Raw genomic sequence first — 24,637 nt, forward strand, 5'->3', positions numbered from 1 at the left:
AATGATGGAATAGAAAATAAAGTACGAGCTTAGGCGAGATGACATTTTATTGGGTGCTGAATATAAACACATGGAATATATTAAACTAACGAACTCGTAAGTTTTAACGTAGTATATATGTGAGTGCTGGGGTATCAGTTGTATTTGGTTTAGAGGATGTTGGTGGTTATGGAAGAGCGTTAGCGAAATATTTAGTAGATCATGAACAAGTAGTGAAAGAAGTAAATCCAGCTTTATCATTTTTAGAGCGAAAAAGCCATGTGACGACACAAAAAAGTGATAGTTGGGATGCGGAATGCGTAGCCCGTATACTAATAAATAAGTTAAATCAATTACCAGATGCAAAGCCAAACGATTTATTTTGGTCGATACAACAACTAGTTTCAAGAAGGAATGCATTAGTAAAAGCACAAAGTGCATTAAAGAACCAACTACATATTCAATTAAACCATCATTATCCAAGCTATAAAAAGTTTTTCTCAGAGTTAGATGGAAAAACAGCATTAGCATTTTGGCAGCAATATCCGTCACCCTCTTGTTTAGAGGGGGCTAATATAAAGCAATTAACAGCTTTTTTATTAGATGTTAGCAACAATACATGTTCAGTAAAGAAAGCAAGCGACATATTAAAACTTGTAAAAGAAGATGGACATACAATGAAGGAATATCAAGACACACGAGACTTTTTAGTAAGAAGTATTGTACGGGAGATTGAGTTTAAAAAGAAAGAAATGAAACACATCGAAAGAGAATTAAAACAGCTAGTAAATCTACTAGATTATCAATTAGAGACGATGCTGTGAATAGAACTTGTGACGGCATCAGCATTAATAGCTGAGATAGGAGATATAAGACGATTTCTAAATGCCAATAAATTAGCACGATTTGCGGGGATTGCGCCTGTTTACTTTGGGTCTGGTGGGAAAGGTAAGACACATAAAAGCAAACAAGGAAACAGGGCGCTACATGCTTTATTTTATAATTTAGCAGTACAGCAAGTGCAAGTAGCAAAAGGAAGTAAGAAGCCACGGAATCCAGTGTTTCATGCGTACTACCAAAAGAAATTAAAAGAAGGAAAAACAAAAGGACAAGCATTGGTATGTATTATGAGAAGGCTTGTAAACATTGTATATGGCATGATGAAATATAAAATAGCTTATGAGTTGCCGGTAGTGGAAGAAAAAGAAGTAGTTTAATAAGGTTTACATGGTTTGTTTTTTTGTTGTGAGGGTTTAAGATTACAACATAGGGTACGGGTGAAACTAGTATATCTAAATTAACTACAGAAGATATTCCGACTGCAAAAAGTGGTAAATTTAATGATTTCTTTAACTCTCTTTCTACTAATGAATTGAATGAATTATGGCAAGATAAAAAGATTAGAAAGAAAATTGAGCGTCAGCTTAGAGAGCCTGGTGGTTTGCATGAATGGCATTTAGTATCAAGAGCTCCACAATCCAAATTTTGGGATATTAGTGCTGAAAAAATTAAGGATTTAAGAACGGCAATATCTGATGTTAAATTTGTAAATCCTAAAGGCGTTCATGGAGGGTTAGGTTCTACAAAAGCACATAATGAATTATTGGCAATTATTGATACATCAAATGACTATAACACATTTATTAGAAGACTTAATAATTGGGCTTACTATAGATTAGAGGGTGGAATTTCATCATTGCCAGAAGGATTAAGATTAAAATAGGAGTGTGTTATTTATGGAAAAGCAAGGAATGGTTTCAATATGGTTAGGTAATATTAAAACACAAAACCAGTTAGAGAAATACGTCAATTTAATATACGATGAAGACGGAGAGTCTGTACCTTCTAAATTTTTTGTAGATTTCAATATTGATATGGATGAAACAGATGAAGATTTTATTGAAAAAGCTGTATTAGAAGGAAAGAGTGATAATATCTCTGTTTTATTAGAGGGCTGTTCATATGAAGAGATTATACTACCTAAAATTAGAGGATATACTAACTTAAATAAGTTGTATAACGCTGTTATTTTAATTTACAATTTTGAGTACGAGAACATAGTTAATTCTTTTGAGGATTTTGATTATATTACTTCTACTAGTTACCTACAATAGTAATCTCTAGATTGAAATTTGAATAAACTGTTGAATAGCGAAGAGCGCTAACCTTATATTAATTTGAAACCTTGATGGGCTATATGCTTCTCAAGGTTTTTATAATTTATGTTTAAATTCACTAGTGTTGCATTAAAATAATTTCAGTTTTAAAAACACTCAAAATCTTCAATAATCTCGTTTTGCGTAAAGAAAAAGTCCTTTATAATGGATAAAGTCAGGTGGTCACCCGTCCAAATCCATTAAAAAGGACCCACGTATGGACAAGATTACACCAAAAACTTCATTTGGACAATGGTTTTCACCCATCAATCTTCAATTATTTGAAGAAAACGTGAAAACGATGAAAGTAGATTACTATACGAAAAAATTAACGACGGAATCGCTCTTTAAATTACTCCTTTTTGCACAGCTGCAAGAAATTGAAAGTCTGCACGCACTTACAGATTGTCTTTTCGACGAACAGCTTCAAAAAGGGATCGACCTTGATTCCATCAGTATTTCTCAGCTGTCACGCCGGTTAAATGGCATGAATCCAGATCTCTTTCAACGGCTTTTCCTGGATTTAGTGACACAAATTCATGCCAAAACGCACTACACGAAACTCGTGATGCCGTTAAAAATCCTTGATTCAAGTACATTACCACTCAATTTGACCAATCATAGATGGGCAACGTTCCGCAAAACAAAAGCAGGTGTGAAATTACATCTACGTCTTGTCTTTATGGAAAAAGGGACATCGTATCCTGAAAAAGCCGTTGTGACAACGGCAAAAGAACATGATCGCGGTCAACTTGAAGTCATGATCGATGACAAAGAATGCATGTACGTGTTTGACCGTGGCTACCTCGATTACGAGCGATTTGACCGCATGACAGATGATGGCTACTTTTTTCTTTCAAGGCTGCGGAAAAACGCCGTCATACGGGAAGTTTACGACTTCAAACTGCCAAACGATACGACCGTTTTATCAGATCAAATGGTGTTGATTGGCACGACGCAAAATCGAGCAGAAAATTATTTCCGTCTACTAAAAGTTATGGATTCAAAAGGAAATGAGCTCCATTTAATCACGAATCGTTTTGATTTGAGTGCCGAAGAAATGTCTGAGATGTACAAATCGCGCTGGGCAATTGAGTTGTTTTTCAAATGGATTAAACAGCATCTCCGCATCAAAAAGTTTTACGGACAAAGTGAATGGGCGATTCACAACCAAGTGTTGATCGCACTTATCGTCTTTTGTCTGCATGTACTCGTGCAGCTCGAAACAAAAAGTAAGCGAAAACTCCTGCAAATTAGCCGTTATTTAAGGGCTGCTTTGTGGAAGCCAGCACATATCTGGCTTCGAAAAATTAAAGGGGAAGCTGTCCCTTAATGAGCAAATGATCGTTGTCTCTTTTGTCTAATTGTAAATAAAAACCAAATGGATGGAGCCACCTTTGTTTGGATATTCACTTTTTTGGCTCTTCATTAGGAAAGATATAAAACTGAAAATTCAAATAAAATTTATGCAACACTAGTGATTTAAAAAAGACAAAACAACAAATTAATGAGTGGTACGTAAGAGCCCCAAAGAGAACACAAAAAGAGTTTATGATTTGGGTAGAACAAAATGTCCCTCAGCATATTAAGCCATACGTGCGAAGCGAGTATTTAGGCATGGAATATAACTTGCTGAAAAAAGGAAAAGTTGGCTACAAGAAAATGTCAGAGTTAGGGTACGGTGAATTCATTTCAGGAATAAAAGAAGGTGAGTATGATGGAAAATAAGCTCGGGGAATTAATTATGCTAGTAGGTCTTCCTGGAAGCGGGAAATCTACATTAGCTGAAGAAATAGCCCAAACTAAAAAATATGTTCACTTATCTTCTGATAACATCAGACAAGAGCTGACGGGCGATGTGAATAATCAAGACGAAAACAGCAGGATATTTGAAGTGATGAATGAGCGAGCTACGGAGCTGTTAAAAAGCGGTCAGCATGTAATATATGATGCGACAAATGTTCATCGCAAGCGAAGAAAGCATTTGATTACTCAAGTGTTTAAGGCGAATAAAAAAACGGTGTACTATTTAAATGAACATATTGACGAAGTGAAATCGCGTAATCAACAACGTGCTAGAGTAGTGAAAGAAGAGTCGATTAATAGAATGTATAAAAGTGCTCATATTCCAGTTGAAAATGAAGGCTGGGATGAAGTAACGTACATTTCAACTAAGAAGCGTCACTCCATTGAGCATAAAGAGGCTTGCGAAAAACTTTTTACTAAGCACTTACCTCACGATGAGCTATTTTCAGAGCTATCCTGCTATATACCCGACTTTAGCGCGATTATTGACTTACCGCAAGACTCAAAATACCACAGCTTCTCTGTTAGTCGACATACGTATTATGTGTATCTGCATATACAAGAGCACTATCAAGACCCTAATAAGCTGGTTCTTTTGTGGGCAGCGCTGTTTCATGATCTCGGAAAAGGAACGTGCAAGTCGTTTGTGAACTACAAAGGGGAGGAAACAAAATATGCGAGCTTCATCGGACATGACTATGTTTCTTCACAGCTGGCAGCGTATTGGCTAACGATACTTGGGTATGAAGGCGAGTTCGTCAAGCGTGTTTCGGCACTCACTCAGTTTCATATGTATCCGATGAATGCAGGTGATAAGAAGCTAAGGGAATTAAAGGAGCTTCTTGGAGATGAGCTATTTTCAGAGCTAATTATTCTGCATGAAGCAGATCTACAGGCTAAATAGAAATAAGCAGCGAGGGAGGAACCCAGCTGCTTATTTCTATTGACCTTTAATTACGTCAAACGGAGTTTCTTTACCGTTAATCAGCACTTTAAGCGTACTATCAGGCGAATCCCATGTAAGCTTATAGATGAACGGTTTTTTTATCGTGTTTTCAGATTTTGTTTCAGTTAATTTAATTGTGATTACGTCTTCTCTTTGTTCAAGGTTTGCGGATAAAAGCTGAGACGTTTGATAAATAAGATAACCTTCAGTGTTTTTATCTCCTTGAATCAGCTGAAGATCAGCCGCGTCATTCGTTTCTTCTTCAATAGATTTTGGAGCTGTTTTTACTTCGCTGAGGCTGACTTCTGAGCTGTTACAAGCAGAGAGTGTAAGAGCAGCAAGGAATCCTACCGTCATGATTTTTTTCAATGGTGCACCTTCTTTTGTTATTATTTTCTAAATAGTATAACGTAAAAGTCAGAAGTGCGTAAAGACTCTCCTGTTTACAAACGCACTTCATAGCGCTCTTTGCGCTTTAAACTTGGAAAAGCAATGCCAACTAAAATAAGAATAACGCCCATCCATTGAATAGAAGCAACCGATTCATGTAACACAAAAGTGGACATAAACACAGCGGTTGGCAGTTCTGAAGCACTTAAAATAGCACCAAGATTTCCGCCGACTTTTGGCATGCCGGTATTAAACAGAATCGGAGGAAGCAATGACCCGAATAACCCCATTAATAGCCCATACATCCATAAATGTATAGATACGAGTTCTTCCACCATAAACGTCGGTGGCATAACAATAAAGATAAGAAGCGCAGCACCGGTTGTCATGATGGCACTTTTGCGGATTGGGTGAATCGAAATAGACGTGCGTCCGCTAAAAAAGATAAAAAATGAAAACGATACGGCAGCAAGCAGACCAAAGAGTATTCCTAGACCTGAAAAAGCAATCGTACTTTCAGCAACGCCGGATGCTAAGAGTGAGCCTACCATAATAATAGCCGCTGCCACTAGCTGCTTAGAAGTAGGTGCTTTCTTGTCAAACACGTATTGTAAAATCATGCTGATCCATGTGAACTGTAGTAAAAGAATAATGGCAAACGACGCGTTGATGTAGCTAAGCGCGTAGTTATAAAAAATCCCTGTTAGTCCCATTGGCGTCCCGCTGAGCAGTAAAACAGCCCAATTTTTTTCCGAAGAGGACTTTTGGGCACAAAGCTAGCCAGTATCCAAAGCAGAAGTGCACCTAGTAGATACTGACTTCCTGTTAAAGCATTCACACCAAACCCCGCAGCGTATCCAAGCTTCACAAAAGTTGAGACAACACCATACGAGCACCCACCTAAAAAGACAAGGAGAGCATAAAACCATAAATTCATAAAAATCCTCCTTTAAACAATACAAAAGCCACCCATCTTCGAGGAGATGGGTGGCGAAAAATAGCAGTAAAAAATCCACCTGCTGCAGGAATTGCAGCTTTTAAGGTATGTAACTAGCTTTATTATAAAATGATATCATGCAGCTATCAATAGAAATTCGATTAAGAGGTTTATATAAATATATCTCTTGCATTCCACAAAAAAACCATAGTATAGTATAATTTAAATCGTAATCCTTACTATTTAAATTAATGAGGAGGTATTTGATATGAAAAAAATACCGGTAACAGTACTAAGTGGTTATTTAGGATCGGGGAAAACCACGTTATTAAATCACGTGCTCCAGAATCGTGATGGCCTTCGCGTAGCGGTGATAGTAAATGATATGAGTGAAGTAAATATAGCGCAGAGTTGGTGAAGGAAGGTGGAGATTTATCGAGGACAGAGGAAAGGCTCGTTGAAATGTCAAACGGCTGCATTTGCTGCACGCTTCGAGAAGATCTGTTAGTTGAGGTTGAAAAGCTTGCTCAAAGAGGAAACATTGACTACATATTAATTGAATCAACAGGAATTAGTGAGCCGGTTCCAGTTGCTCAAACATTTTCGTATATAGATGAAGAGCTAGGCATTGATTTAACACAATTTTGTACATTAAACACGATGGTAACGGTTGTAGATGCCAATCGCTTTTGGCATGACTTTCAATCTGGAGATTCATTGTTAGACCGTAAAGAAGCGCTCGGTGAAGAGGATGCGCGTGAGATTGCAGATTTATTAATTGATCAAAATGTCACAAGCGGGTCCATCTGTTAGTATTGAACCCGTTTCATATTGGGTAGCGTCGCTTCCAGCCCTTGAACAAGAGCAGATCCAGCCTGCATCTGTTGACTTACGCCTGGGATTTAGCTACTTAAAGGTGAAACAGCATCAAGTTGGACTTATGTCTTTAAATGAAGAAATACAGTATGAGCATTTTGAAAATAGATAGGCTTTAAATTGGTTTTTTATGTTAAAATTAACAATAACAGAAAATCCCAAAAAAGAGGGTGACACGATGAAGGATAAAAAGAAACAAAAAATAATAATGAGCTTAATCATTGCCATTGTTGCGCTATTAGTTACATCATTCATCTTGTTTTTTAAAGGGTATTATGGGGCATCGCTAGGAGTCGGCGGCGTGTTTTTTGTGCTAGCAACAGCTTTGGGTCAGTGGTCTTCAACTAAAAACGAAGACTATGTGTATAGAAAATCAGGAGGTCCATACTTGTGATAAGGCTGTCGATGCTTATTAGATTAACTAGCGTCATAGATCTACTAGTCAAAGCCAAAAAAACAAACCAATCAAGAGGTTTGTTTTTTTATTTGAGCTCCTTAAGAACAACTTATCCTTTTTTCTTTAGCAAAAACATGATAGGGTATTAAGTACTTAGAACTTTTTTAAAGAATGGTTTATTCATTTGATTAGTAACTACTCAAATATAACCTCTTTCTCATGAGGTGAATTTCTGTATCCACTTCAATACTTATATTAGAAATCCTTGATTTTCAGGCTTTGACAGAGGTTTAAATCGTAGGCACATTCATCATTAAAAAAAATTACTAAATGTGTTGACATTTATACCTATAGGGGTATATTATATGAGTAACGAAACACAGCACTTCAAAAAAGGAGGAACGCTGATGGAATATACGACTCAAATTCAAAATCGTGTTAAGCGTATAGAAGGTCAGCTTCGCGGCGTTTTACGCATGATGGAAGAAGGAAAAGACTGCAAGGAAGTTATAACGCAGCTTTCTGCAGCACGATCAGCAATCGATCGCACAATGGGTCTTGTGGTGAGCACAAACTTAGTAGAATGTGCGCTGGAAGCAGAAAGAAACGGCGAATCTGTGGATGAAATGATTCAAGAAGCCGTTGGATTATTAGTAAAAAGCCGCTAATTTTTTTAATATAAAATATACCCCTATAGGTAAATGGAGGAATGGAAAATGAACGTAACAAAACAATTAGACGCAAAAGGTTTAGCATGTCCAATGCCAATTGTACGAACAAAGAAAGCAATGAACGAATTACAAACGGGTGAAGTACTAGAAGTTATTGCGACTGATAAAGGAGCAAAAAGTGACTTAACAGCATGGGCGAAGTCAATGGGACACACAATCGTTAAAGCAGAAGAAACAGATGACGTACTATCATTTTGGATTCAAAAAGGATAATTTTTTTAGCTAACATTATACCCATACGTGTATAAGTAAAAATAAGGAGGAGTTTAACATGGAAAAGAAAAGAACAACAATTGTATTATTCAGCGGTGATTACGATAAAGCCATGGCTGCTTATATTATTGCAAACGGAGCAGCAGCTTACGATCATGAAGTAACCATCTTCCATACGTTCTGGGGATTAAACGCTCTTCGTAAGGAAGCAATGGTGCCAACTAAAAAAGGGTTTATGGAAAAAATGTTTGGTAAAATGATGCCTCGCGGCGCAGATAAAATGGGCCTTTCAAAAATGAATTTTGCAGGAATGGGACCTAAAATGATTAAAAGCGTCATGAAAAAGCACAATGCGGTGCCATTACCAGATTTAATTGAAATGGCAAAAGAGCAAGATGTAAAGCTTGTAGCATGCACAATGACGATGGATTTATTAGGATTACAAAAAGAAGAGTTAGTAGATGGAATCGATTATGCTGGTGTAGCTGCTTATTTAGCAGACGCTGAAGAAGGTAACGTAAACTTATTCATTTAATGAGGAGGACTATTCATGAAAGAGATTCTAGCAAAAGATGTTGAAAAGAAATTAAATCAGTTAACGGTACTGGATGTGCGTGAAGTAGCTGAGGTAGCGGAAGGCAAAATCCCTAACGCTCTTCACATTCCGTTAGGGTTAATCGAATTTCGTATGAATGAGCTGGATAAAAACGTTGAGTACACGGTTGTGTGTCGCTCAGGTGGGCGCAGCTCTCAGGCAGTTCGCTTTTTAGAAAATCAAGGATTTAAGGTTCAGAACATGACGGGCGGTATGCTGGCATGGGAAGGGCCAACAGAATAAAAAAATTTGCAAGTTAATATACCCTAGGAGGTAATAAGGATGAAAGCCAACGTAATTTTAGATGCAAAGGGCCTAGCGTGCCCAATGCCGATTGTAAAAACAAAAAAAGCAATGAATGATGTAGAAGCAGGACAGGTGCTAGAAGTGCAGGCAACGGATAAAGGTTCAAAAGCGGACTTGCAGGCGTGGGCAGAGCGTACAGGTCACCAGTATTTAGGCGTCATTGAAGAAGGCGACGTGTTAAAGCACTTCTTGCGCAAATCATCTAATGAAGAAGGAATTGAAAAGAAACATCCATACCTTGTTAGCAACGATGAACTAGAAGCAAAATTAGCAGCTAACGAATCGATTCTTGTAGTAGATGTGCGAGAAGAAGCAGAATATGGATTCCGCCATATTCCGAATGCAGTTAATATTCCACTAGGAGACCTAGAGGCGCGTATGAATGAGCTTGATAAAGGTAAAGAGGTATTTGTTGTTTGCCGTACAGGAAGCAGAAGTGACTTAGCAGCTCAAAAGCTGAGTGAAAGCGGATTTACAAGCGTAAAAAATGTTGTACCTGGTATGAGTGAATGGTCAGGAGAAACGAAATCATTAACATAAATTTTTTTATCAAAATAAATACCCTGGGAGGTAATTTAGGTGACAGTAAATCAAATGAGTGCTGCTGAGGTAGCAAAAAAAGCAATTAACAAAGAGGCTTTATTTATCTTAGATGTTCGTAACGAAGATGCATTCCAAGATTGGAAAATTGAAAGTGAAAACTTTACGTATTTAAATATTCCGTACTTTGACTTATTGGACGGTGTAGAAGGTATTCTAAATCAACTTCCACAAGATAAAGACATATTAGTTGTCTGTGCAAAAGAAGGCTCATCGATTATGGTAGCAGAAATGCTTTCAGATGAAGGAAAAGACGTATTTTATTTAGCTGGTGGTATGCGCGCTTGGAGTGAGCATTTAGAGCCAGTGAAGTTAGGCGAATTAAAAGACGGCGGAGAGCTATATCAGTTTGTTCGTATTGGTAAAGGTTGTTTATCATACATGGTTGTGTCAAACGGTGAAGCAGCAATTATTGATTCAACACGCATGACGGATACGTATTTACAGTTTGCCGATGAGATAGGAGTGAAAATTACTCACGTATTTGATACGCACCTACACGCAGATCACATTTCAGGTGGACGCATGATTGCGGAAAAAACAGGAGCTGCTTATTGGTTGCCGCCAAAAGACGCAACAGAAGTAACTTTTGCATATGAAGCGCTTGAAGACGGTAACGACGTGACAATCGGAAATACAACGATTCACATTCACGCGCTTTATTCACCAGGTCACACAATTGGATCTACATCTTTCATCGTTGATAATCGCTACTTATTATCAGGAGATATTTTATTTATTGATTCAATTGGTCGTCCTGACTTAGCTGGTATGGCTGAAGATTGGGTAGCTGATCTTCGTGAAAGTCTATACACTCGCTATCGTAACCTATCAGATCAATTAATCGTTCTGCCGGCTCATTTTATGATTATGGATGAGCTAAATGAAGATGGAAGCATAGCAAAACCGCTTCATGAGCTATATGCAAACAATCACGGCTTAAACATTGAGTATGAAGAAGAATTTCGTAAGTTAGTAACGGAGAACCTACCTCCTCAGCCCAATGCATATCAAGAAATTCGTCAAACAAATATGGGGAAAATGACGCCAGATGAAGATAAGCAGCGTGAAATGGAAATTGGACCAAACCGCTGTGCAGTTCGATAAAGAGGAGGAGAAATAATGGGAACTTTTGTAGATGCGACAGGATTAGCATGTCCAATGCCAATCGTAAAAACAAAAAAAGCAATGAATGAGCTAAATTCAGGTGAAATTCTAGAAATTCATACAACAGATAAAGGAGCAAAAAGTGACTTAGCTGCTTGGGCAAAATCAATGGGTCATGTGCTTGTTAAACACGAGGAAGAAGGATCTGTCTTCAAATTTTGGATTCAAAAAGCGTAACAAATAGAGGGGAACCACGCACGGTTCCCTTTTCTAATGAAAGGAGTCTATCACATGGATCTTTGGTTTATAACGGTTATCTTTTTAATTGGGTTTATTGGTTCGTACTTATCTGGAATGCTTGGAATTGGTGGTTCAATTATTAAGTATCCAATGCTTTTATATATTCCTCCGATACTTGGTCTTACAGCTTTTTCAGCACATGAAGTCTCAGGAATTAGCGCTGTCCAAGTGTTCTTTGCGACAATTGGGGGCGTATGGGCGTATCGAAAAGGAGGTTATTTAAACAAAAACCTTATTCTTTATATGGGAGCTAGCATTTTAATCGGAAGCTTTATTGGTGGGTTTGGTTCTCAAATGATGTCAGAAGAAGGTATTAACTTCGTATATGGAATTTTAGCGTTAGTTGCTGCTATTATGATGTTTGTTCCGAAAAAAGGCATTGATGACCTGCCACTTGATCAAGTAACGTTTAATAAATGGTTAGCTGCTGGCTTAGCTTTCATTGTGGGAGTAGGATCTGGTATTGTCGGAGCAGCGGGAGCCTTTTTATTGGTACCGATTATGCTTGTTGTTCTTAAAATTCCAACACGTATGACAATCGCCTCTTCTCTAGCCATTACGTTTATCTCATCAATTGGCGCAACGGTAGGAAAAGTAACGACTGGGCAAGTTGATTACGGTCCAGCTCTTATTATGGTTATTGCAAGCTTAATCGCCTCTCCTCTTGGAGCAAAGGCAGGGAAAAAAATCAATACAAAGGTTTTACAAATCGCTCTTGCACTATTAATTTTAGCAACGGCAATTAAAATATGGATTGATATTTTGTGAGCGTAGAAATTATTCTGCGCTTTTTTCTATTGTGAAAATGTGAACAAAAGTCGAATTTTGTCATTAAATGCTATGAATACCTATCCGAAATGAATATTTTTATGATAAAATAAAAATATTATGTTCGTCTTGCTTCATTAGAACTGCTTTGTGACTAAGGGTTTGTTAACAATTAAAAGAATGGAAAGACCAAAATAGGTTAACACTTGTACAAAAATGTATTTTTTGTGAACTTCTTCTTAGAAGTTAGTCAAATAAATAGTGAGTTGTTATTATTTAAGAAGAGCATGGAGTAGGAGACTACTTAAAACTACTTTTTTACTGCAAAGGCGGTAAAATTGACAAAGGAATGAAACAAACAATCATGCAAAGTACTACAAAAACAAATCATCATGCTGAACAAGCATCGTTACCAAAGCAAACGTTTGTGGCGATTTTATCCCAAACCATTAAAACAGGCATTATTAAATCTAATTTAATACCTATGTTTGCCGGGTTAACCTTAGCTTTGTACACATATGACATGAGTCTGTTTGATAATATTCCTGAAATTATTTTAGCTTTTATCGGCTCTTTCCTTGTGATCGGTGCAGCTGGGGCTTTTAATAACCTCTACGATCGCGACATCGATGCCATTATGGAAAGAACAAAAAGCAGACCGACTGTAACCGGTGAAGTGAAACCAACATTTGTATTAGTACTTGCAAGCAGCATGGCCATTCTCGGAATTGGAGCTCTTGCATTAACGACACCACTCGCTGCCTTGTTAGGATTTCTAGGGCTGTTTTTTTATGTGGTTCCGTATACAATGTGGACAAAGCGCCGCACAATTTATAATACAGAAGTCGGAAGTATTTCAGGGGCAATGCCTCCGTTAATCGGATGGGCAGCTATTTATCCAGACGTGACTCATCCAGCCATTATAGGATTATTCGTTGTAACTGTTATTTGGCAAATGCCACACTTTTATGCCATTGCGATCCGTAAACATGACGAGTACAAAGCAGCTAATGTACCAATGCTTCCGGTAGTTAAAGGGTTTGAGCGCACGTACATTCAAACAAATAGTTACCTCGCAATTTTAGTTGTCATTAGCTTTTTATTCGGAACGTTAAGCATAGGTTTAATGCTCGTTGCCTTGCTATTAAGCGTTGCTTGGTTTGTGCTTAGCATTACGGGGTACCGAAAAATGGATAAAGAAAAATGGGCAAAATCAATGTTTATTTTTTCACTAATTCATATGACGGTGTTATTTTCAACAATTATTATCTATTCATTAATAGGTATTTTCTTTAATATTTAAATCGAAAAGAGGCTGGGACATAAGTAATTCAGCCAATGATAAACCTGAACGATTGAGAGTTTCTCACTTTTAATCGTTCAGGTTTTTTGGTTGATTGTGAAAACAATGTTGGAAACAGGGTGGAATGGAGCGTAGGACACTCGACTCCTGCGGGAAAGAGAGGGAAAACTGAGATCCCGCAGCGCAATGGAACGAAGGTGTTGAGACAAATCAAAGAGATGGGAACAGCTATTGTTTGTCTTTTAGAAGCAATCATTTTGTTATGTCCCAAACTCTTTTTTTAAATAATAACTGTTTAAATTTTCTAAAAAATACTTGCTGTTATAAAATGATTCGGTATATGATAAATATGAAACATACCAACCGGTTAGTAAGTATAGCCAATTCTGCGAGGAGGGGAAAAGATGCATGTGAAAGAGCTCTTTGACCTAACAGGTCAGGTCGCAATCGTAACGGGAGGAGGCCGAGGCCTTGGTGAACAGTTTGCAACCGGATTAGCTGAAGCGGGTGCTCACGTTATCGTTTGCTCTCGAAAGTTGGAATCTTGTGAAAGCGTATCCGAAAAAATAAAAGAACTAGGCGTTGAATCGTTAGCAATACAGTGTGACATCACGAATCAAGAAGATGTTAAAAACGTGGTGGATACGGTCATTGCTCAGTTTGGAAAAATTGACATTGTGGTTAATAACAGCGGAGCAACATGGGGATCAAAGGTGGAAGAGATGCCTTTAGAAGCTTGGCAGAAAGTGCTTCAAACAAACGTAACAGGCACATTTTTAATGGCTCAAGAAGCTGGAAAACATATGATACATGCTAAAAAAGGCAAGATTATCAATATCGCATCGGTCGCTGGATTTGGAGGTTCACATCCAGAATATATGAATTCTATTGGCTATAACACAAGTAAGGGAGCCGTTATTACGTTTACGAAGGATTTAGCCGTAAAGTGGGGACAGCATAACATTCAAGTAAATGCAATTGCTCCAGGATTCTTCCCGACGAAAATGGCGGCTATGACGATGAGAGAAGGAAGAGATTACTTTTTAGAACAAACGCCGCTCAAGCGTTTTGGTACAGACGTTGATTTAAAGGGAGCAGCTGTTTTTTTAGCATCAAGAGCTTCCGATTACGTCACAGGTGATGTTCTAGTTGTAGACGGGGGGTTGCTCGCAACATAACTTATTAAATTTCAAAAGGCGGCGGAGAAAATGAAAGAACGCATCATGGAAACAAGCATTTTACTATTTGCAAAGAAAGGCTTTAAAGAAACGTCCATTCAAGATATTGCAGATGAATTGAACGTGACCAAAGGAACCTTTTATTATTATTTTAAAAGCAAAGAAGAAGTGCTGCTTGATATTCACCGCTCATATATTGAGCACTTAGTTGAAAATCAAGAAACCATTTTGCGTGCCGATGAGTTGTCTTGCGCAGAAAAACTCTATGAGATGATTTTTAAATTAATTTACGATATTAAAAAAGAGGGACTGCGAGCTAAAGTGTTTTTTCGCGAAATGCGCCATTTGAGTGATAACCACCTTTTAAGCATTGTGCCAAAGCGTGATCAGTTTAAAATGAATCTTCAAGATCTAATTGAAGCTGGAATAAAAGCTGGTGAATTTAGAGGGGACTTGCCAGCAGATATCGTAACGCTTGGAATTTTAGGCATCACAAACTGGAGCTATTTTTGGTTTCAGCCAAGCGGAGAACGTTCATCACAAGAAGTAGCAGCGATTTTTTATAACATGCTAGTAGATGGACTACAGTTGAAAGGGGAATAAAAAAATGATCATTAAGCATATAACAGTTGTAGGTGCAGGGCAAATGGGTCATCAAATTGCCATCTTAGCAGCTTTAGGAGGTTATGAAACTACGATTCACGATATGAATGAACATTCACTCAATAGTGCAAGAAATCAGCTTCATACACTGTTAAATCGGTGGATTAATAAAGGGAAATTAACCGTAAAGCAAAAGGATGAAGCGCTTGTTAGGCTATCGTATACTACTGATTTAAAAGAAGCTGTTTCTACTACTGACTTTGTGATTGAAGCGGTTGTTGAAAAGCTTGAAGTAAAGAGAAGCGTATTTGCTCAGCTTGATGAGTATGCGCCAAAGCACGCTATTTTAGCTTCCAATAGCTCGACAATCGTTAATTCTTTACTAGCTTCTGCAACGACTCGACCTGATAAAGTCGTAAATATGCACTTTTTCTTCCCACCGGTAGTCATGGACTGTGTAGAAGTTGTCATGAGTGAGAAAACAAGTCAAGAAACAGCAGCGATTACCATGAATGTATGTAAGCAAATGAATCGTACAGCAGTCTTGCTTCAAAAAGAAATCTCTGGTTTTATCGCTAATCGTATTTTAGGCGCTCTTCATAAAGAAGCGATGTTTCTTTACGAAAACGGTTATGCGGACTTCAAAGATATTGATTTAATTTGTAAAAAAGCGCTTAATCATCCGATTGGACCATTTGAATTAATGGATTTATCCGGTATTGATGTTGGCTACTACGTAATGAATCAGCGCTATGCAGAAACGGGAGATCCAAGCGATTTACCTCCCGAATTCCTAAAAGAAAAAGTAGAAAAAGGAGAGCTTGGGCGCAAGACGGGAAAAGGGTTTTATACGTATGAAAAAGAGCATATCAAAAAATAACGAGCAATCACCAAAGAAGAGGAGAGGTTAAACATGAGCGATACGAAAATTAAAGTGAGATTTTGCGAGACAGATGCACTGGGTCATATTAACAATACAAGCTATTTTATTTATTTAGAAGAAGCGCGAATTGATTTCTTTGAAAAAATGGGTGTGAAAATGGATTCAAGCAAGTGGGCTTATTTAATTGCTTCCACCAAATGTGATTTTATTGCCCAAGGGTATTTTAATCAAACACTTGTTGTTTCCACGTACGTAACGCGCATCGGTCATAAAAGCTTTACGATCGGTCACGAAATTACGGACAGTAAAACGAATAGGTTAATTGCTAGAGGAGAAGCGGTTCTTGTTCACTTCGATTTTGACTTGCAAAAGAGCGTACCGCTTCCAGATGACGTGTGTGCGTTTTTACAGAATTATTTACAAACTGTTTAAGAGAGGGAGTGGAAACAATGTTTCAAGACGTAAAACCATCGTCGTTTGGCGGTACGTTCATAGTGAAGGCTGCGTCTGATGCATGCACTCCAGAAGACTTAACAAGTGAGCAAAAGCTAATCGCGCAAACTGCTAGTCAGTTTGCGATGGAGTGCTCAGTGTGTAAAGTATATAGCTCTGAAGCATTCGACACGGTGGTGGACGAAGCGCTTCAGCTACACGGCGGTGCTGGGTTTATTCAAGATTACGAAATTGAATCAGTTTATCGCGATTCGCGTATTAATCGGATTTTTGAAGGAACAAACGAGATTAATAGACTGGTCTTACCGATGCACTTTCTGCGAAAAGTAAAAAGTGGAGAGCTTGTTTTAAATCAGGAAACACTTGAACAAGCATATGGCGCTATAAAAGAAGAAAATGACCTTCTCCCTCTTGAAAAGAAAGCTGTTCACACAGTGCGCTATCTTCTTCTATTACTTTTAAGTGAAGCATTAAAAGTAGCAAAAGAGCATATAGTCCACGAGCAAGAAGCCTTAATGAAGCTTTCAAACCTTGCTATTGGTTTATATGCAATGGAATCAGCCGTCATCCGAACGGAAAAAGCAGTCAGGAAAAATGGGAAAGAAAACGAACAGCTGAAAGTTGATCTGACAGAGCTAGTAGTGGATTTAACGATGCGCGAGGTAAGAGATGAAGCGACGCAGCTTATTAACGGTATTGCTACTGGTAAAAAGCATCAAGCCCTTCACTATGAACTTCAGACTGTAATGAGCGATTTTCAATACGAAGGCACGTTTACTAAAACGCGAAGAGTGGCAGATTCATTGATTGAAAGCGATCGTTATACGTGTTAACTAAAAAGGAGGAGTAAAAATGAAAGCGATTCAATTCAAACAATACGGTAGTCCAGATGTACTAAGAGTGATTAATTTGGCAAGACCCGTCCCGAAAAAGAAAGACGTTTTGATTAAAGTAGAAGCGATTGGTGTTAATTACGCTGATACGGCTAGAAGAGAAGGAGCATACGTTGTTGATACGCCGCTTCCGTTTATTCCTGGTTCTGAAGTGGCAGGAGAGGTTGTTGAGCTTGGTGAAGAAGTAGAAGGAATAAAAGTTGGAATGAAAGTCGTTACGCTGCTTGGGTCACACCGAGCAACAGGATATGCGGAGTATACGCTTGCCGATTCTAGAGGTCTTATTCCGCTGTCGGACGGAGTTGATCTTAAGCAAGCAGCTGCCTTGCCGCTTCAAGGCTTAACAGCGTATCACATTTTAAAAACGATGGGGCGAATTGAAAAAGGAGAAACTGTTGTGGTACACGCTGCTGCAGGAGGCGTTGGTACGCTTGCTGTGCAGCTTGCGAAAAAGTTTGGTGCTAACGTAATTGCCACAGCGAGCTCAGATGAAAAGCTTGCTATTGCCAAGCGTCTAGGAGCCGATGTTCTCATTAATTATACGGAAGCAGGATGGCAAAACAAAGTGATGGAAGAAACAAAGCACGGAGCGGACGTAATTTTAGAAATGGTTGGAGGGTCCATTTTTTACGATTCTCTGCATTGTCTTGCGCCGTTTGGCCGTCTTGTATTCTACGGAATGGCAAGCGGTCAGCCTGTAAAATTTAATCCAGGAAGGCTGATGGAGAAAAACCAGTCCGTAATGGGGTTCTTTTTACCACAAATGATGGCAAAGCCTAGTTTGTATCAGCAAAGTTTACAAGAGCTGTTAACCTATATGAAAAACGGCGAGCTTGAACTGCTGATTGGTGGAACGTATCCACTTGAAGATGCAGCGCATGTTCATCGTTTATTACAAGGAAGAAAAACGACAGGAAAACTTATTTTAGTACCATAAATTTTCGAACTAAGAACATTTGATTTTACAGATGTTCTTTTTTTTAGTATTATATATAAGGTTACAGATCGTAACGTAAATGTAAGATTTTCAATGTAAAACAACCTATATGCATTATATCTTGCAAATATGAACAGATAGGTGGAAACAAAAAAATGAGTACTAACAAACCTTATAGAGTTCTTCTCTATTACATGTATGTTCCAATTGAAAACGCAGAGGAATTTCGTGATGAGCAGTTTGCGCTATGCGAAGAGCTTGAACTAAAAGGAAGAATTTTAGTAGCTTCTGAAGGAATTAATGGAACAGTTTCAGGAACAGTAGAACAAACAAATCGCTACATGGAAGTAATGAAGCAAGACCCTCGCTTTAGCGAAATGGTCTTCAAAATAGATGAAGCCGATGAGCATGCGTTTAAAAAATTACGCGTTCGCCATCGCCCAGAGCTCGTAACATTACGTCTTGAAAACGACATAAACCCACTTGAAACAACAGGTAACTATTTAAGTCCAAAAGAGTTTTTCGAAGCAATGCAGCAGGAAGATACGGTTGTAATTGATGCGCGAAACGACTATGAGTTTGACTTAGGTCACTTCAGAGGTGCAGTACGCCCAGATATCCGTAATTTCCGCGAGCTGCCAAACTGGATTCGTGAAAACAAAGAAATGTTTGAAGATAAAAAAGTCTTAACATACTGCACGGGCGGTATCCGCTGCGAGAAGTTCTCAGGCTGGTTAAAAGAAGAAGGCTTTGAGGATGTAAGTCAGCTTCACGGCGGAATTGTAACATACGGTAAAGACCCAGAAGTGCAAGGTGAATTATGGGACGGGCAGTGCTACGTGTTTGATGAGCGTATCAGCGTTCCTGTAAACCAAAAAGAACACGTAATTGTTGGTAAAGACCACTTTGACGGACAGCCTTGTGAGCGCTACGTAAACTGCGCAAATCCAGCGTGTAACCGTAAGATTTTAGCTTCTGAAGAAAACGAGCACAAATATTTACGCAGCTGCTCTCACGAGTGTCGCGTAAATCCTCGTAACCGCTATGTAAAAGAGCACGGTTTAACGGACGAGGAATTTGCACAGAGAGTAAAAGAAGTACAAGAACTAGCAACAACATAAAAAAACAGCATTCATTTAAGGCTCAAATCTCACACGATTTGGGCTTTTTTGGTTTGAATGAGTTACATACAAACCATTTATTTTTTTACAGGTAAAGCAGGAATGAAAGAGATATGAATGGAAAATAATGAAAAAGAAAGGAGTGTGGAAAGAATGAAGCATTTTATAGGTATCTTCACTCTAGCAGCTGTATTGACCGGATGCCAAGATCAGGCAGACGAGAAAAAGCAAGTTCCACCCACAAATCCCAAGGAAGAAGTTGAAGAAACGGTGACTACGCCGAAACCATCACAACCGATTAAGCAGCCTCCAGTTCAAGCAGTGGATGAAAATATCCACTTGTATATTAAGAAATATGCAGAGGCTTATGCAAAAGCCGTTACAGCAGGGTCAATTAAAGAAATCAGTCCGTTTTTGAAAAAAGGTAGTGTTCTATACAACGCGGAGCTTGCAAAAATCAATGAGCTAAACTCAAAGAAGATCTCGTATAAACTTTTGAACGTGAAGCTAATGGGCCTTCAAAAAACGGATGATGGGTACGTCATTAAAGTAGAAGAGTCCTTTGAACAAGCGGAACCTGGGAAAGGTTCACAAACAGTAATGTTTAACAAATTGTATACTACAAGCTACAAAGATGGTAAATTGATGATTGTAGATATAAAAGAGGAAGCGTAAACCAGTTAGCTAATCGTGCAACTGGTTTCTTTTTAGAGTATATTTATAAATAAAACTATGTTCTAAATAATCATTATAAAGAAAAACAGCGGATTAACGAATTAAAATGTTATCAAAAATGATAATAATAAATTGATTTCTATTATAGGTGTGCTATTATTATCATATATGATAATAATGAAAGGAAGGTCTTGATGAGTTCATCAAAAGCAGACGCAATCTTACATCCAATCCGAATGCGGATTATACAGGAGTTAGCAAGCAAACCTTGTACAGTACAAGAGCTACTTCAGTGCCTTCAAGATGTTCCTCAAGCAACGTTGTATCGCCACTTAAATACGCTAAAAAAAGCGGAAGTTATTGAGGCAATTAAAGCACAAAAGATTAGGGGAACGGTTGAAAAAACGTACGCGTTAGCACAGGCTAGTGCTATTTTATCAGGAGAAGAAGTTCAACATTTATCTAAAACAGAACACTTGCAGCATTTTATGAACTTTTACACGATGCTCGCCAAAGAGTTTGAAGCATATCTAGAGGGAGACGTTAATTTTGAGAAAGATGGATTTGGGTACCACCAGCTTCCCCTTCATTTAAGTGAGAGTGAGCAGCAGGCGTTTTTAGAAGACTATAAAAAGCTGATAGATAAATATCAGCTTAAGCCACGAGAAGATCGCCGTATGCGTACGATGGCCGTCTCATTTATTCCAGAACGTCAAAGAGGAGAGAACTAAGATGCGGGAAAAAGAACTTCAGCTTACAGCTGTTAAGGCCATGCTAACAATTCCTGATGAGAAATCAGGTAAGAAGCCGGCTGTATTAATAATTAGCGGGAGTGGTCCAGTAGATTATAACGGAAACACCAAAAAGTTTGCGAGCAACGTTTATCGTGATTTAGCAGCGGTCTTTACAGAAATGGGATATGTCACACTTCGTTATGACAAGCGAAATCTCGACGCGTTTTACAAAACGACGTTAACAGACCTCATTCAAGATGCAAAAGAAGCTTTTCACGCTTTGCAAAATCAGCCTGAAGTAGATGATAAGCAACTATTTATTGCGGGACATAGCGAAGGGGCAATGATTGCTACAATGATTGCGGAAGAACTTCATGCTACAGGCTTAATTTTGCTAGCTGGTGCAGGACAAAACCTCATCGAAGCAACTGAGTATCAGCGAGAACGAGCTTATAAAGAAATCTCGGCTCAAGGTGGGTTTAAAGGTTGGTTATTCCAAAAGCTAAAGGTTATTGAAAAAGATCGACAAAAAGCTGATAATCTTTTCAAGCGTTTTAAAGAAGCAGAAGAAGACGTTGTGCGCGTGCAGCTTGTTCGTATGAATGCAGCATGGTGGAGAGAGCATATGGTGGTAAATATGCATCACTATTATGAAAAATTATCGATACCCATTTTAGCTATAACGGGATCAAAGGATGTGCAGGCAGATCCTAACGCACTTCAAACTCTAAAACCGTATCCTACAATTGAAACAGTAATCATTAAAGATATGAATCACGTATTAAAAATACAAACAGAAGAGCCTTCCATGATGAAGCTGCTGAAGCAATATAAGCAGACGTTTTCACAGCCGATTGCACCAGAGCTATGTGACGTAATGGGAAGCTGGCTTACGAAACAAATACAAGGAAGGAAGTCTCATGAATAAACTGATTTTAATTATATTTACTATTGCTGTTATTGCACAGCTGACGGGGATTGTTCTTTTATTTATAAATGCCAAGCTCGCCCTTCAGGTTTTTCTCTACTATGTGGCGGCAATTATTCTATTAGTTCCTTTATTAATCATAAAAAAACGGAAAACAAAAGAGGAGGATCCAAATGATTATCGTGACTACTGATAATGTATCAAACTATCAAGTAACAGAAACAATTGGGTATGTAAAAGGAAGCACGGTGCAGTCTAAAAACATCGGTCGTGATATTTTAGCGGGCTTAAAGAATATTGTAGGAGGAGAAATTAAAGAATATACGGAAATGATGGACGATGCTCGAAAAATCGCAGTTGCGCGCATGGTTAGAGATGCTGAAGAAAAGGGAGCAAATGCCATTGTCGGCTTCCGTTTAGTCAGTTCAGCTATTGCCAGTAACGCTTCTGAAATTGTGGCGTATGGAACGGGTGTGAAGGTAGTTAACAGTTAAGAATAGCCCCCCTCTTAACACGCTTATGAAAATATATCTATGCTAAAAGTTTTAATTCTATTGTAAAAATATATTTACATAGAAATATTTACAAAGTATAATGGTTCACTGTAAAAAGTTTATGTAGGGGGCAATATACGTAATGAGTAAGTTTTTTAAAGTACTAACATCAAGTTTAGTTGTAGGAGTGTTACTGGCTGGTTGTGGTAGCAACTCTGATAGTTCTAATGGTGCAGAAGAAACAAAAGAAGAGCCAAAAGCAGCGGAACAAAAACCATTAAAGAATGATGTTCCAAAACCAGAGAAAGATGAAAGTGGAAATTACATACTGAACGTTCCTGGTCAAAAGGTAAAAGATGATGGTGCTACGGCAGAACTCTTAAAAATAAAAGAAGTAAATGAAACAGTCGATATTTCACCATTAAAAGTGACAATTGAAGATATTAAAGTAATTAAATTAACAGATCTAGACGAAGAGTTTGCTGAAGGTCTAGAGTGGATGGCTGACACAAAAATTAACCCAGAGGAAACTTCTTATGTTCAGGTTAATTACACTGCAGAAAACACATCTGACAGCAATATTGAATGGTACGATATTATGAATGTTGTTACCGATAAGGGTGAACAAATCGACGGACAACTTAAAGATTTTATTTCTGATGACGGAGATTCAGATTCACAATTCATTGGTAAAGTTAAAAAAGAATATACAGATGGTTTTGTTGTAAAAAATGAAGATATCAACTCTGTTAAGCTAGTTTTTGGTTATACTGAAGACGAAGACTATAACGAAATTACACCTGAACAAACGGTTGAATACACGTTTGAATAAGAAAAACTGCCGAAGGGAATTCCTATCGGCAGTTTTTATACTTTTATCTTAAAATGAAAGGGAGAAACAAGAAGTGAAATATGTAATTGAAAAAATGACAGTGAACGATATTCACTCTGTACAACAAGTAGCCACAGATAGTTGGAATCATACATATAAAGGCATTATCCCTTTGGACGTACAAAACAATTTCTTACGAGCTGCATACAGTACAGAAATGTTGAAAAAAACGGATGGAAGAGTCGGAGTTGTGGGTAGCCCTCGTAGAAACTAAAGTAGCGGGCTTTGCAAACTTTACACCAGTTAATGAAAAATAGGAAAGTGAGCTGCTAGCGATTTACTTACTGCCAGATTATCAAAGAAAAGGAATTGGTACAGCACTTTTTGCAAAAGGAAGCCGTCATGTCAAAAAAGTGATTGTCCATGTTGAGCGCGAAAACCAAAGTGGCATGTCCTTTATCGTACACAAGGGTTTACAGTTACAGATGATTTTGATGAGGATTTTGACGGGCATCTCCTACAAACCGTTCAAATGACTCTTCAAATAAAGTAAAAGAATCAGTGAGTTAATACTGATTCTTTTTACGAACTCATTTTTTATTAAACTATGTTCTAAATAAACAACAATATTAAAAACCTCAGTACTTAAAACCTTTTTACAATATCATAATTTATTCATAATAACTACCCTTTTCATAAAAATAAAAATGCCTTTCTTTCTTAAAACGAGGTTGCTTTTCTTTTATAGAAAGCTTACACTAGTAAAGCATATTAAAAGGATGGTGTTTTATGAAAAAAAGAGATAATGTGATTCCTTTTACTCCTAAGAAAAACCCTTCGCATTATTCCCCAGCTTCCGTTAAGTTAGATAAGAAGTTAGTGGAGTTTCTCGAAATCATGGACTTTGATGATCGTAATGATTTTTTAAACGAAATGATTGATTCATTCTTTCAATATGTAAAGAGTGAAGAAGACGAAGTGCAATAAACGATAGGAAAACATCTTAACCAAACAGATGTTTTTTTGTTTGGTTTTATTTGTCTCCCCGACAAATGAGTTTTACTAGTATCTTCTTAGTAAAAGGCACAGGATATACGAATATATAGATGAATACATTCATTTTCACACATAATCTTCTCAACATATTTTCTTATTCCTAAAGTAAAAAGAGGCTGGGACATAACTAGCCAAAAATAATGAAAAAGGGTTCTCATCATCGCATTTTGATGATGAGAACCCTTTTTTGTTGATCTGTTTGATTGGTCTATGCACATTTTACGCTGGAGGCGATGTACTTTCGTACATTCACCGCCATGAACGCAAACCCTAATTCGTTTTTCACGTTCTCTTTGCCTCTTACGGACATCCGAGTGAAACGCAAATTAGCTTTCAGATATCCAAAAACTAGTTCTACGTCAATCTTACGTTTTCCGTAGATTTTACCCGTTTTTTCTTCTGAAAGCAGCTGTTGAATGCTTTTCTTTTGTTGTTCCCAC

37 protein-coding genes and 2 pseudogenes are annotated in these 24,637 nt (G+C 37.9%); 35 read left to right on the plus strand and 4 right to left on the minus strand.

What is annotated here, in order from left to right; genetic code table 11:
• Positions 1–116: 116 nt before the first annotated feature.
• The 6 genes and pseudogenes from AS180_RS12550 to AS180_RS12570 all read left to right on the plus strand — a co-directional run.
• A pseudogene (locus AS180_RS12550) lies at positions 117–1,196 on the plus strand (IS110 family transposase); the annotation flags it as partial.
• Between the two features lie 155 nt (positions 1,197–1,351).
• Positions 1,352–1,702 carry a hypothetical protein gene (locus AS180_RS12555; protein ID WP_025907975.1) on the plus strand — a complete coding sequence of 117 codons (351 nt, stop codon included), beginning with the start codon at positions 1,352–1,354 and terminating at the stop codon, positions 1,700–1,702.
• A gap of 13 nt (positions 1,703–1,715) precedes the next feature.
• Entirely contained in the window at positions 1,716–2,093 is a 378-nt protein-coding gene (locus AS180_RS12560; protein WP_025907974.1) for an immunity 22 family protein, read from the plus strand.
• 259 nt (positions 2,094–2,352) lie between these two features.
• On the plus strand, positions 2,353–3,468 hold the full coding sequence (locus AS180_RS12565) for an IS4 family transposase (RefSeq protein ID WP_025907973.1): 1,116 nt from the start codon (positions 2,353–2,355) through the stop codon (positions 3,466–3,468).
• 218 nt (positions 3,469–3,686) lie between these two features.
• A complete protein-coding gene (locus tag AS180_RS22575) occupies positions 3,687–3,863 on the plus strand; it encodes a hypothetical protein (RefSeq protein ID WP_156413483.1) in 177 nt (58 codons plus the stop codon).
• Positions 3,850–4,845 carry an ATP-binding protein gene (locus AS180_RS12570; protein WP_081801803.1) on the plus strand — a complete coding sequence of 332 codons (996 nt, stop codon included), beginning with the start codon at positions 3,850–3,852 and terminating at the stop codon, positions 4,843–4,845. The genes AS180_RS22575 and AS180_RS12570 overlap by 14 nt, the downstream gene beginning before the upstream one ends.
• Positions 4,846–4,881: 36 nt before the next feature.
• On the opposite strand, the gene AS180_RS12575 is transcribed toward AS180_RS12570, so the two are convergent.
• The 3 genes from AS180_RS12575 to AS180_RS23550 all read right to left on the minus strand — a co-directional run bounded on the left by AS180_RS12575 (position 4,882) and on the right by AS180_RS23550 (position 6,214).
• Positions 4,882–5,256 (minus strand): putative periplasmic lipoprotein, encoded by a 375-nt coding sequence (locus AS180_RS12575; protein WP_025907971.1) that lies wholly within the window; start codon positions 5,254–5,256, stop codon positions 4,882–4,884.
• 74 nt (positions 5,257–5,330) lie between these two features.
• Positions 5,331–5,990, minus strand: a complete 660-nt coding sequence (locus AS180_RS12580) for an EamA family transporter (RefSeq protein ID WP_258954127.1) — start codon at positions 5,988–5,990, stop codon at positions 5,331–5,333.
• Positions 5,981–6,214, minus strand: coding sequence for a hypothetical protein (locus AS180_RS23550; RefSeq protein WP_226372962.1), 234 nt, complete (start codon positions 6,212–6,214; stop codon positions 5,981–5,983). Before AS180_RS23550 ends, AS180_RS12580 begins: the two co-directional genes overlap by 10 nt.
• Positions 6,215–6,482: 268 nt before the next feature.
• Here AS180_RS23550 and AS180_RS12585 point away from each other — a divergent pair.
• From AS180_RS12585 to AS180_RS12710, 29 genes and pseudogenes are all read left to right on the plus strand, one after another.
• Positions 6,483–7,000: pseudogene (locus tag AS180_RS12585) on the plus strand (GTP-binding protein); the annotation flags it as partial.
• Between the two features lies 1 nt (position 7,001).
• The gene (locus AS180_RS23555) at positions 7,002–7,202 is read left to right on the plus strand and encodes a hypothetical protein (RefSeq protein ID WP_025907968.1); all 201 of its coding nucleotides are present in this window, start codon (positions 7,002–7,004) and stop codon (positions 7,200–7,202) included.
• A gap of 18 nt (positions 7,203–7,220) precedes the next feature.
• Positions 7,221–7,484, plus strand: coding sequence for a hypothetical protein (locus tag AS180_RS12590; RefSeq protein WP_139109196.1), 264 nt, complete (start codon positions 7,221–7,223; stop codon positions 7,482–7,484).
• A gap of 410 nt (positions 7,485–7,894) precedes the next feature.
• Positions 7,895–8,155, plus strand: coding sequence for a metal-sensitive transcriptional regulator (locus AS180_RS12595; RefSeq protein ID WP_025907966.1), 261 nt, complete (start codon positions 7,895–7,897; stop codon positions 8,153–8,155).
• Between the two features lie 48 nt (positions 8,156–8,203).
• Entirely contained in the window at positions 8,204–8,431 is a 228-nt protein-coding gene (locus AS180_RS12600) for a sulfurtransferase TusA family protein (protein WP_025907965.1), read from the plus strand.
• A 58-nt stretch (positions 8,432–8,489) separates the two neighbouring features.
• Complete coding sequence (locus AS180_RS12605) at positions 8,490–8,966, plus strand: DsrE/DsrF/DrsH-like family protein (protein WP_062686883.1); 477 nt, start codon at positions 8,490–8,492, stop codon at positions 8,964–8,966.
• Positions 8,967–8,981: 15 nt separating this feature from the next.
• A complete protein-coding gene (locus tag AS180_RS12610; RefSeq protein ID WP_025907963.1) occupies positions 8,982–9,269 on the plus strand; it encodes a rhodanese-like domain-containing protein in 288 nt (95 codons plus the stop codon).
• Between the two features lie 39 nt (positions 9,270–9,308).
• Positions 9,309–9,872, plus strand: coding sequence for a sulfurtransferase TusA family protein (locus AS180_RS12615; protein ID WP_062686884.1), 564 nt, complete (start codon positions 9,309–9,311; stop codon positions 9,870–9,872).
• A gap of 54 nt (positions 9,873–9,926) precedes the next feature.
• Positions 9,927–11,039 (plus strand): MBL fold metallo-hydrolase, encoded by a 1,113-nt coding sequence (locus AS180_RS12620; RefSeq protein ID WP_175384200.1) that lies wholly within the window; start codon positions 9,927–9,929, stop codon positions 11,037–11,039.
• A gap of 15 nt (positions 11,040–11,054) precedes the next feature.
• Entirely contained in the window at positions 11,055–11,276 is a 222-nt protein-coding gene (locus AS180_RS12625; RefSeq protein WP_025907960.1) for a sulfurtransferase TusA family protein, read from the plus strand.
• A 54-nt stretch (positions 11,277–11,330) separates the two neighbouring features.
• Positions 11,331–12,107, plus strand: a complete 777-nt coding sequence (locus tag AS180_RS12630; RefSeq protein ID WP_025907959.1) for a sulfite exporter TauE/SafE family protein — start codon at positions 11,331–11,333, stop codon at positions 12,105–12,107.
• Between the two features lie 349 nt (positions 12,108–12,456).
• Entirely contained in the window at positions 12,457–13,410 is a 954-nt protein-coding gene (gene cyoE, locus AS180_RS12635) for a heme o synthase (protein WP_025907958.1), read from the plus strand.
• Positions 13,411–13,529: 119 nt separating this feature from the next.
• Positions 13,530–13,694 (plus strand): hypothetical protein, encoded by a 165-nt coding sequence (locus tag AS180_RS22585; RefSeq protein WP_156413484.1) that lies wholly within the window; start codon positions 13,530–13,532, stop codon positions 13,692–13,694.
• Between the two features lie 120 nt (positions 13,695–13,814).
• Positions 13,815–14,588: an SDR family oxidoreductase gene (locus AS180_RS12640; protein WP_025907957.1), complete on the plus strand. Its 774-nt coding sequence runs from the start codon at positions 13,815–13,817 to the stop codon at positions 14,586–14,588.
• 30 nt (positions 14,589–14,618) lie between these two features.
• The gene (locus AS180_RS12645) at positions 14,619–15,191 is read left to right on the plus strand and encodes a TetR/AcrR family transcriptional regulator (RefSeq protein WP_062686886.1); all 573 of its coding nucleotides are present in this window, start codon (positions 14,619–14,621) and stop codon (positions 15,189–15,191) included.
• Positions 15,192–15,195: 4 nt separating this feature from the next.
• Positions 15,196–16,071 (plus strand): 3-hydroxyacyl-CoA dehydrogenase family protein, encoded by an 876-nt coding sequence (locus AS180_RS12650; RefSeq protein ID WP_025907955.1) that lies wholly within the window; start codon positions 15,196–15,198, stop codon positions 16,069–16,071.
• 33 nt (positions 16,072–16,104) lie between these two features.
• Positions 16,105–16,506 (plus strand): acyl-CoA thioesterase, encoded by a 402-nt coding sequence (locus AS180_RS12655; protein WP_025907954.1) that lies wholly within the window; start codon positions 16,105–16,107, stop codon positions 16,504–16,506.
• A 17-nt stretch (positions 16,507–16,523) separates the two neighbouring features.
• A complete protein-coding gene (locus AS180_RS12660) occupies positions 16,524–17,360 on the plus strand; it encodes an acyl-CoA dehydrogenase family protein (RefSeq protein WP_062686887.1) in 837 nt (278 codons plus the stop codon).
• Between the two features lie 19 nt (positions 17,361–17,379).
• Positions 17,380–18,357 carry a quinone oxidoreductase family protein gene (locus tag AS180_RS12665; protein ID WP_025907952.1) on the plus strand — a complete coding sequence of 326 codons (978 nt, stop codon included), beginning with the start codon at positions 17,380–17,382 and terminating at the stop codon, positions 18,355–18,357.
• Positions 18,358–18,512: 155 nt separating this feature from the next.
• Positions 18,513–19,478 carry an oxygen-dependent tRNA uridine(34) hydroxylase TrhO gene (trhO, locus tag AS180_RS12670; protein WP_025907951.1) on the plus strand — a complete coding sequence of 322 codons (966 nt, stop codon included), beginning with the start codon at positions 18,513–18,515 and terminating at the stop codon, positions 19,476–19,478.
• Between the two features lie 153 nt (positions 19,479–19,631).
• Complete coding sequence (locus AS180_RS12675; RefSeq protein ID WP_139109197.1) at positions 19,632–20,153, plus strand: TcaA NTF2-like domain-containing protein; 522 nt, start codon at positions 19,632–19,634, stop codon at positions 20,151–20,153.
• 194 nt (positions 20,154–20,347) lie between these two features.
• Positions 20,348–20,884: a helix-turn-helix domain-containing protein gene (locus AS180_RS12680; RefSeq protein ID WP_025907949.1), complete on the plus strand. Its 537-nt coding sequence runs from the start codon at positions 20,348–20,350 to the stop codon at positions 20,882–20,884.
• A 1-nt stretch (position 20,885) separates the two neighbouring features.
• Positions 20,886–21,815: an alpha/beta hydrolase gene (locus AS180_RS12685; protein ID WP_025907948.1), complete on the plus strand. Its 930-nt coding sequence runs from the start codon at positions 20,886–20,888 to the stop codon at positions 21,813–21,815.
• Entirely contained in the window at positions 21,808–22,008 is a 201-nt protein-coding gene (locus tag AS180_RS12690; protein ID WP_025907947.1) for a hypothetical protein, read from the plus strand. The genes AS180_RS12685 and AS180_RS12690 overlap by 8 nt, the downstream gene beginning before the upstream one ends.
• Positions 21,989–22,309, plus strand: coding sequence for a YbjQ family protein (locus AS180_RS12695; protein WP_025907946.1), 321 nt, complete (start codon positions 21,989–21,991; stop codon positions 22,307–22,309). Before AS180_RS12690 ends, AS180_RS12695 begins: the two co-directional genes overlap by 20 nt.
• A 142-nt stretch (positions 22,310–22,451) precedes the next feature.
• On the plus strand, positions 22,452–23,141 hold the full coding sequence (locus tag AS180_RS12700) for a hypothetical protein (RefSeq protein ID WP_025907945.1): 690 nt from the start codon (positions 22,452–22,454) through the stop codon (positions 23,139–23,141).
• A gap of 73 nt (positions 23,142–23,214) precedes the next feature.
• A complete protein-coding gene (locus AS180_RS24045; RefSeq protein ID WP_025907944.1) occupies positions 23,215–23,415 on the plus strand; it encodes a hypothetical protein in 201 nt (66 codons plus the stop codon).
• Between the two features lie 61 nt (positions 23,416–23,476).
• Entirely contained in the window at positions 23,477–23,677 is a 201-nt protein-coding gene (locus AS180_RS24050) for a hypothetical protein (protein WP_374699994.1), read from the plus strand.
• A 253-nt stretch (positions 23,678–23,930) separates the two neighbouring features.
• On the plus strand, positions 23,931–24,128 hold the full coding sequence (locus AS180_RS12710) for a hypothetical protein (protein WP_025907943.1): 198 nt from the start codon (positions 23,931–23,933) through the stop codon (positions 24,126–24,128).
• A gap of 277 nt (positions 24,129–24,405) precedes the next feature.
• Here the strand turns inward: AS180_RS12710 and AS180_RS12715 are convergent.
• Positions 24,406–24,637: transposase (locus AS180_RS12715; protein WP_139109198.1), on the minus strand; the 232-nt coding region annotated here is incomplete at its 5' end.

This window comes from Priestia veravalensis, from assembly GCF_001457055.1.
GTDB lineage: Bacteria > Bacillota > Bacilli > Bacillales > Bacillaceae_H > Priestia > Priestia flexa.

Bases quoted from the DNA above. Each gene is read 5' to 3' on its own strand.
- AS180_RS12560 (WP_025907974.1), top strand. From the start codon at position 1,716: ATGGAAAAGCAAGGAATGGTTTCAATATGGTTAGGTAATATTAAAACA.
- AS180_RS12565 (WP_025907973.1), top strand. From the start codon at position 2,353: ATGGACAAGATTACACCAAAAACTTCATTTGGACAATGGTTTTCACCC.
- AS180_RS22575 (WP_156413483.1), top strand. From the start codon at position 3,687: ATGATTTGGGTAGAACAAAATGTCCCTCAGCATATTAAGCCATACGTG.
- AS180_RS12570 (WP_081801803.1), top strand. From the start codon at position 3,850: ATGATGGAAAATAAGCTCGGGGAATTAATTATGCTAGTAGGTCTTCCT.
- AS180_RS12580 (WP_258954127.1), bottom strand. From the start codon at position 5,990: ATGGGACTAACAGGGATTTTTTATAACTACGCGCTTAGCTACATCAAC.
- AS180_RS23550 (WP_226372962.1), bottom strand. From the start codon at position 6,214: ATGAATTTATGGTTTTATGCTCTCCTTGTCTTTTTAGGTGGGTGCTCG.
- AS180_RS23555 (WP_025907968.1), top strand. From the start codon at position 7,002: ATGTCACAAGCGGGTCCATCTGTTAGTATTGAACCCGTTTCATATTGG.
- AS180_RS12590 (WP_139109196.1), top strand. From the start codon at position 7,221: ATGTTAAAATTAACAATAACAGAAAATCCCAAAAAAGAGGGTGACACG.
- AS180_RS12595 (WP_025907966.1), top strand. From the start codon at position 7,895: ATGGAATATACGACTCAAATTCAAAATCGTGTTAAGCGTATAGAAGGT.
- AS180_RS12600 (WP_025907965.1), top strand. From the start codon at position 8,204: ATGAACGTAACAAAACAATTAGACGCAAAAGGTTTAGCATGTCCAATG.
- AS180_RS12605 (WP_062686883.1), top strand. From the start codon at position 8,490: ATGGAAAAGAAAAGAACAACAATTGTATTATTCAGCGGTGATTACGAT.
- AS180_RS12610 (WP_025907963.1), top strand. From the start codon at position 8,982: ATGAAAGAGATTCTAGCAAAAGATGTTGAAAAGAAATTAAATCAGTTA.
- AS180_RS12615 (WP_062686884.1), top strand. From the start codon at position 9,309: ATGAAAGCCAACGTAATTTTAGATGCAAAGGGCCTAGCGTGCCCAATG.
- AS180_RS12620 (WP_175384200.1), top strand. From the start codon at position 9,927: ATGAGTGCTGCTGAGGTAGCAAAAAAAGCAATTAACAAAGAGGCTTTA.
- AS180_RS12625 (WP_025907960.1), top strand. From the start codon at position 11,055: ATGGGAACTTTTGTAGATGCGACAGGATTAGCATGTCCAATGCCAATC.
- AS180_RS12630 (WP_025907959.1), top strand. From the start codon at position 11,331: ATGGATCTTTGGTTTATAACGGTTATCTTTTTAATTGGGTTTATTGGT.
- cyoE (WP_025907958.1), top strand. From the start codon at position 12,457: ATGAAACAAACAATCATGCAAAGTACTACAAAAACAAATCATCATGCT.
- AS180_RS12640 (WP_025907957.1), top strand. From the start codon at position 13,815: ATGCATGTGAAAGAGCTCTTTGACCTAACAGGTCAGGTCGCAATCGTA.
- AS180_RS12645 (WP_062686886.1), top strand. From the start codon at position 14,619: ATGAAAGAACGCATCATGGAAACAAGCATTTTACTATTTGCAAAGAAA.
- AS180_RS12650 (WP_025907955.1), top strand. From the start codon at position 15,196: ATGATCATTAAGCATATAACAGTTGTAGGTGCAGGGCAAATGGGTCAT.
- AS180_RS12655 (WP_025907954.1), top strand. From the start codon at position 16,105: ATGAGCGATACGAAAATTAAAGTGAGATTTTGCGAGACAGATGCACTG.
- AS180_RS12660 (WP_062686887.1), top strand. From the start codon at position 16,524: ATGTTTCAAGACGTAAAACCATCGTCGTTTGGCGGTACGTTCATAGTG.
- AS180_RS12665 (WP_025907952.1), top strand. From the start codon at position 17,380: ATGAAAGCGATTCAATTCAAACAATACGGTAGTCCAGATGTACTAAGA.
- trhO (WP_025907951.1), top strand. From the start codon at position 18,513: ATGAGTACTAACAAACCTTATAGAGTTCTTCTCTATTACATGTATGTT.
- AS180_RS12675 (WP_139109197.1), top strand. From the start codon at position 19,632: ATGAAGCATTTTATAGGTATCTTCACTCTAGCAGCTGTATTGACCGGA.
- AS180_RS12680 (WP_025907949.1), top strand. From the start codon at position 20,348: ATGAGTTCATCAAAAGCAGACGCAATCTTACATCCAATCCGAATGCGG.
- AS180_RS12685 (WP_025907948.1), top strand. From the start codon at position 20,886: ATGCGGGAAAAAGAACTTCAGCTTACAGCTGTTAAGGCCATGCTAACA.
- AS180_RS12690 (WP_025907947.1), top strand. From the start codon at position 21,808: ATGAATAAACTGATTTTAATTATATTTACTATTGCTGTTATTGCACAG.
- AS180_RS12695 (WP_025907946.1), top strand. From the start codon at position 21,989: ATGATTATCGTGACTACTGATAATGTATCAAACTATCAAGTAACAGAA.
- AS180_RS12700 (WP_025907945.1), top strand. From the start codon at position 22,452: ATGAGTAAGTTTTTTAAAGTACTAACATCAAGTTTAGTTGTAGGAGTG.
- AS180_RS12710 (WP_025907943.1), top strand. From the start codon at position 23,931: ATGAAAAAAAGAGATAATGTGATTCCTTTTACTCCTAAGAAAAACCCT.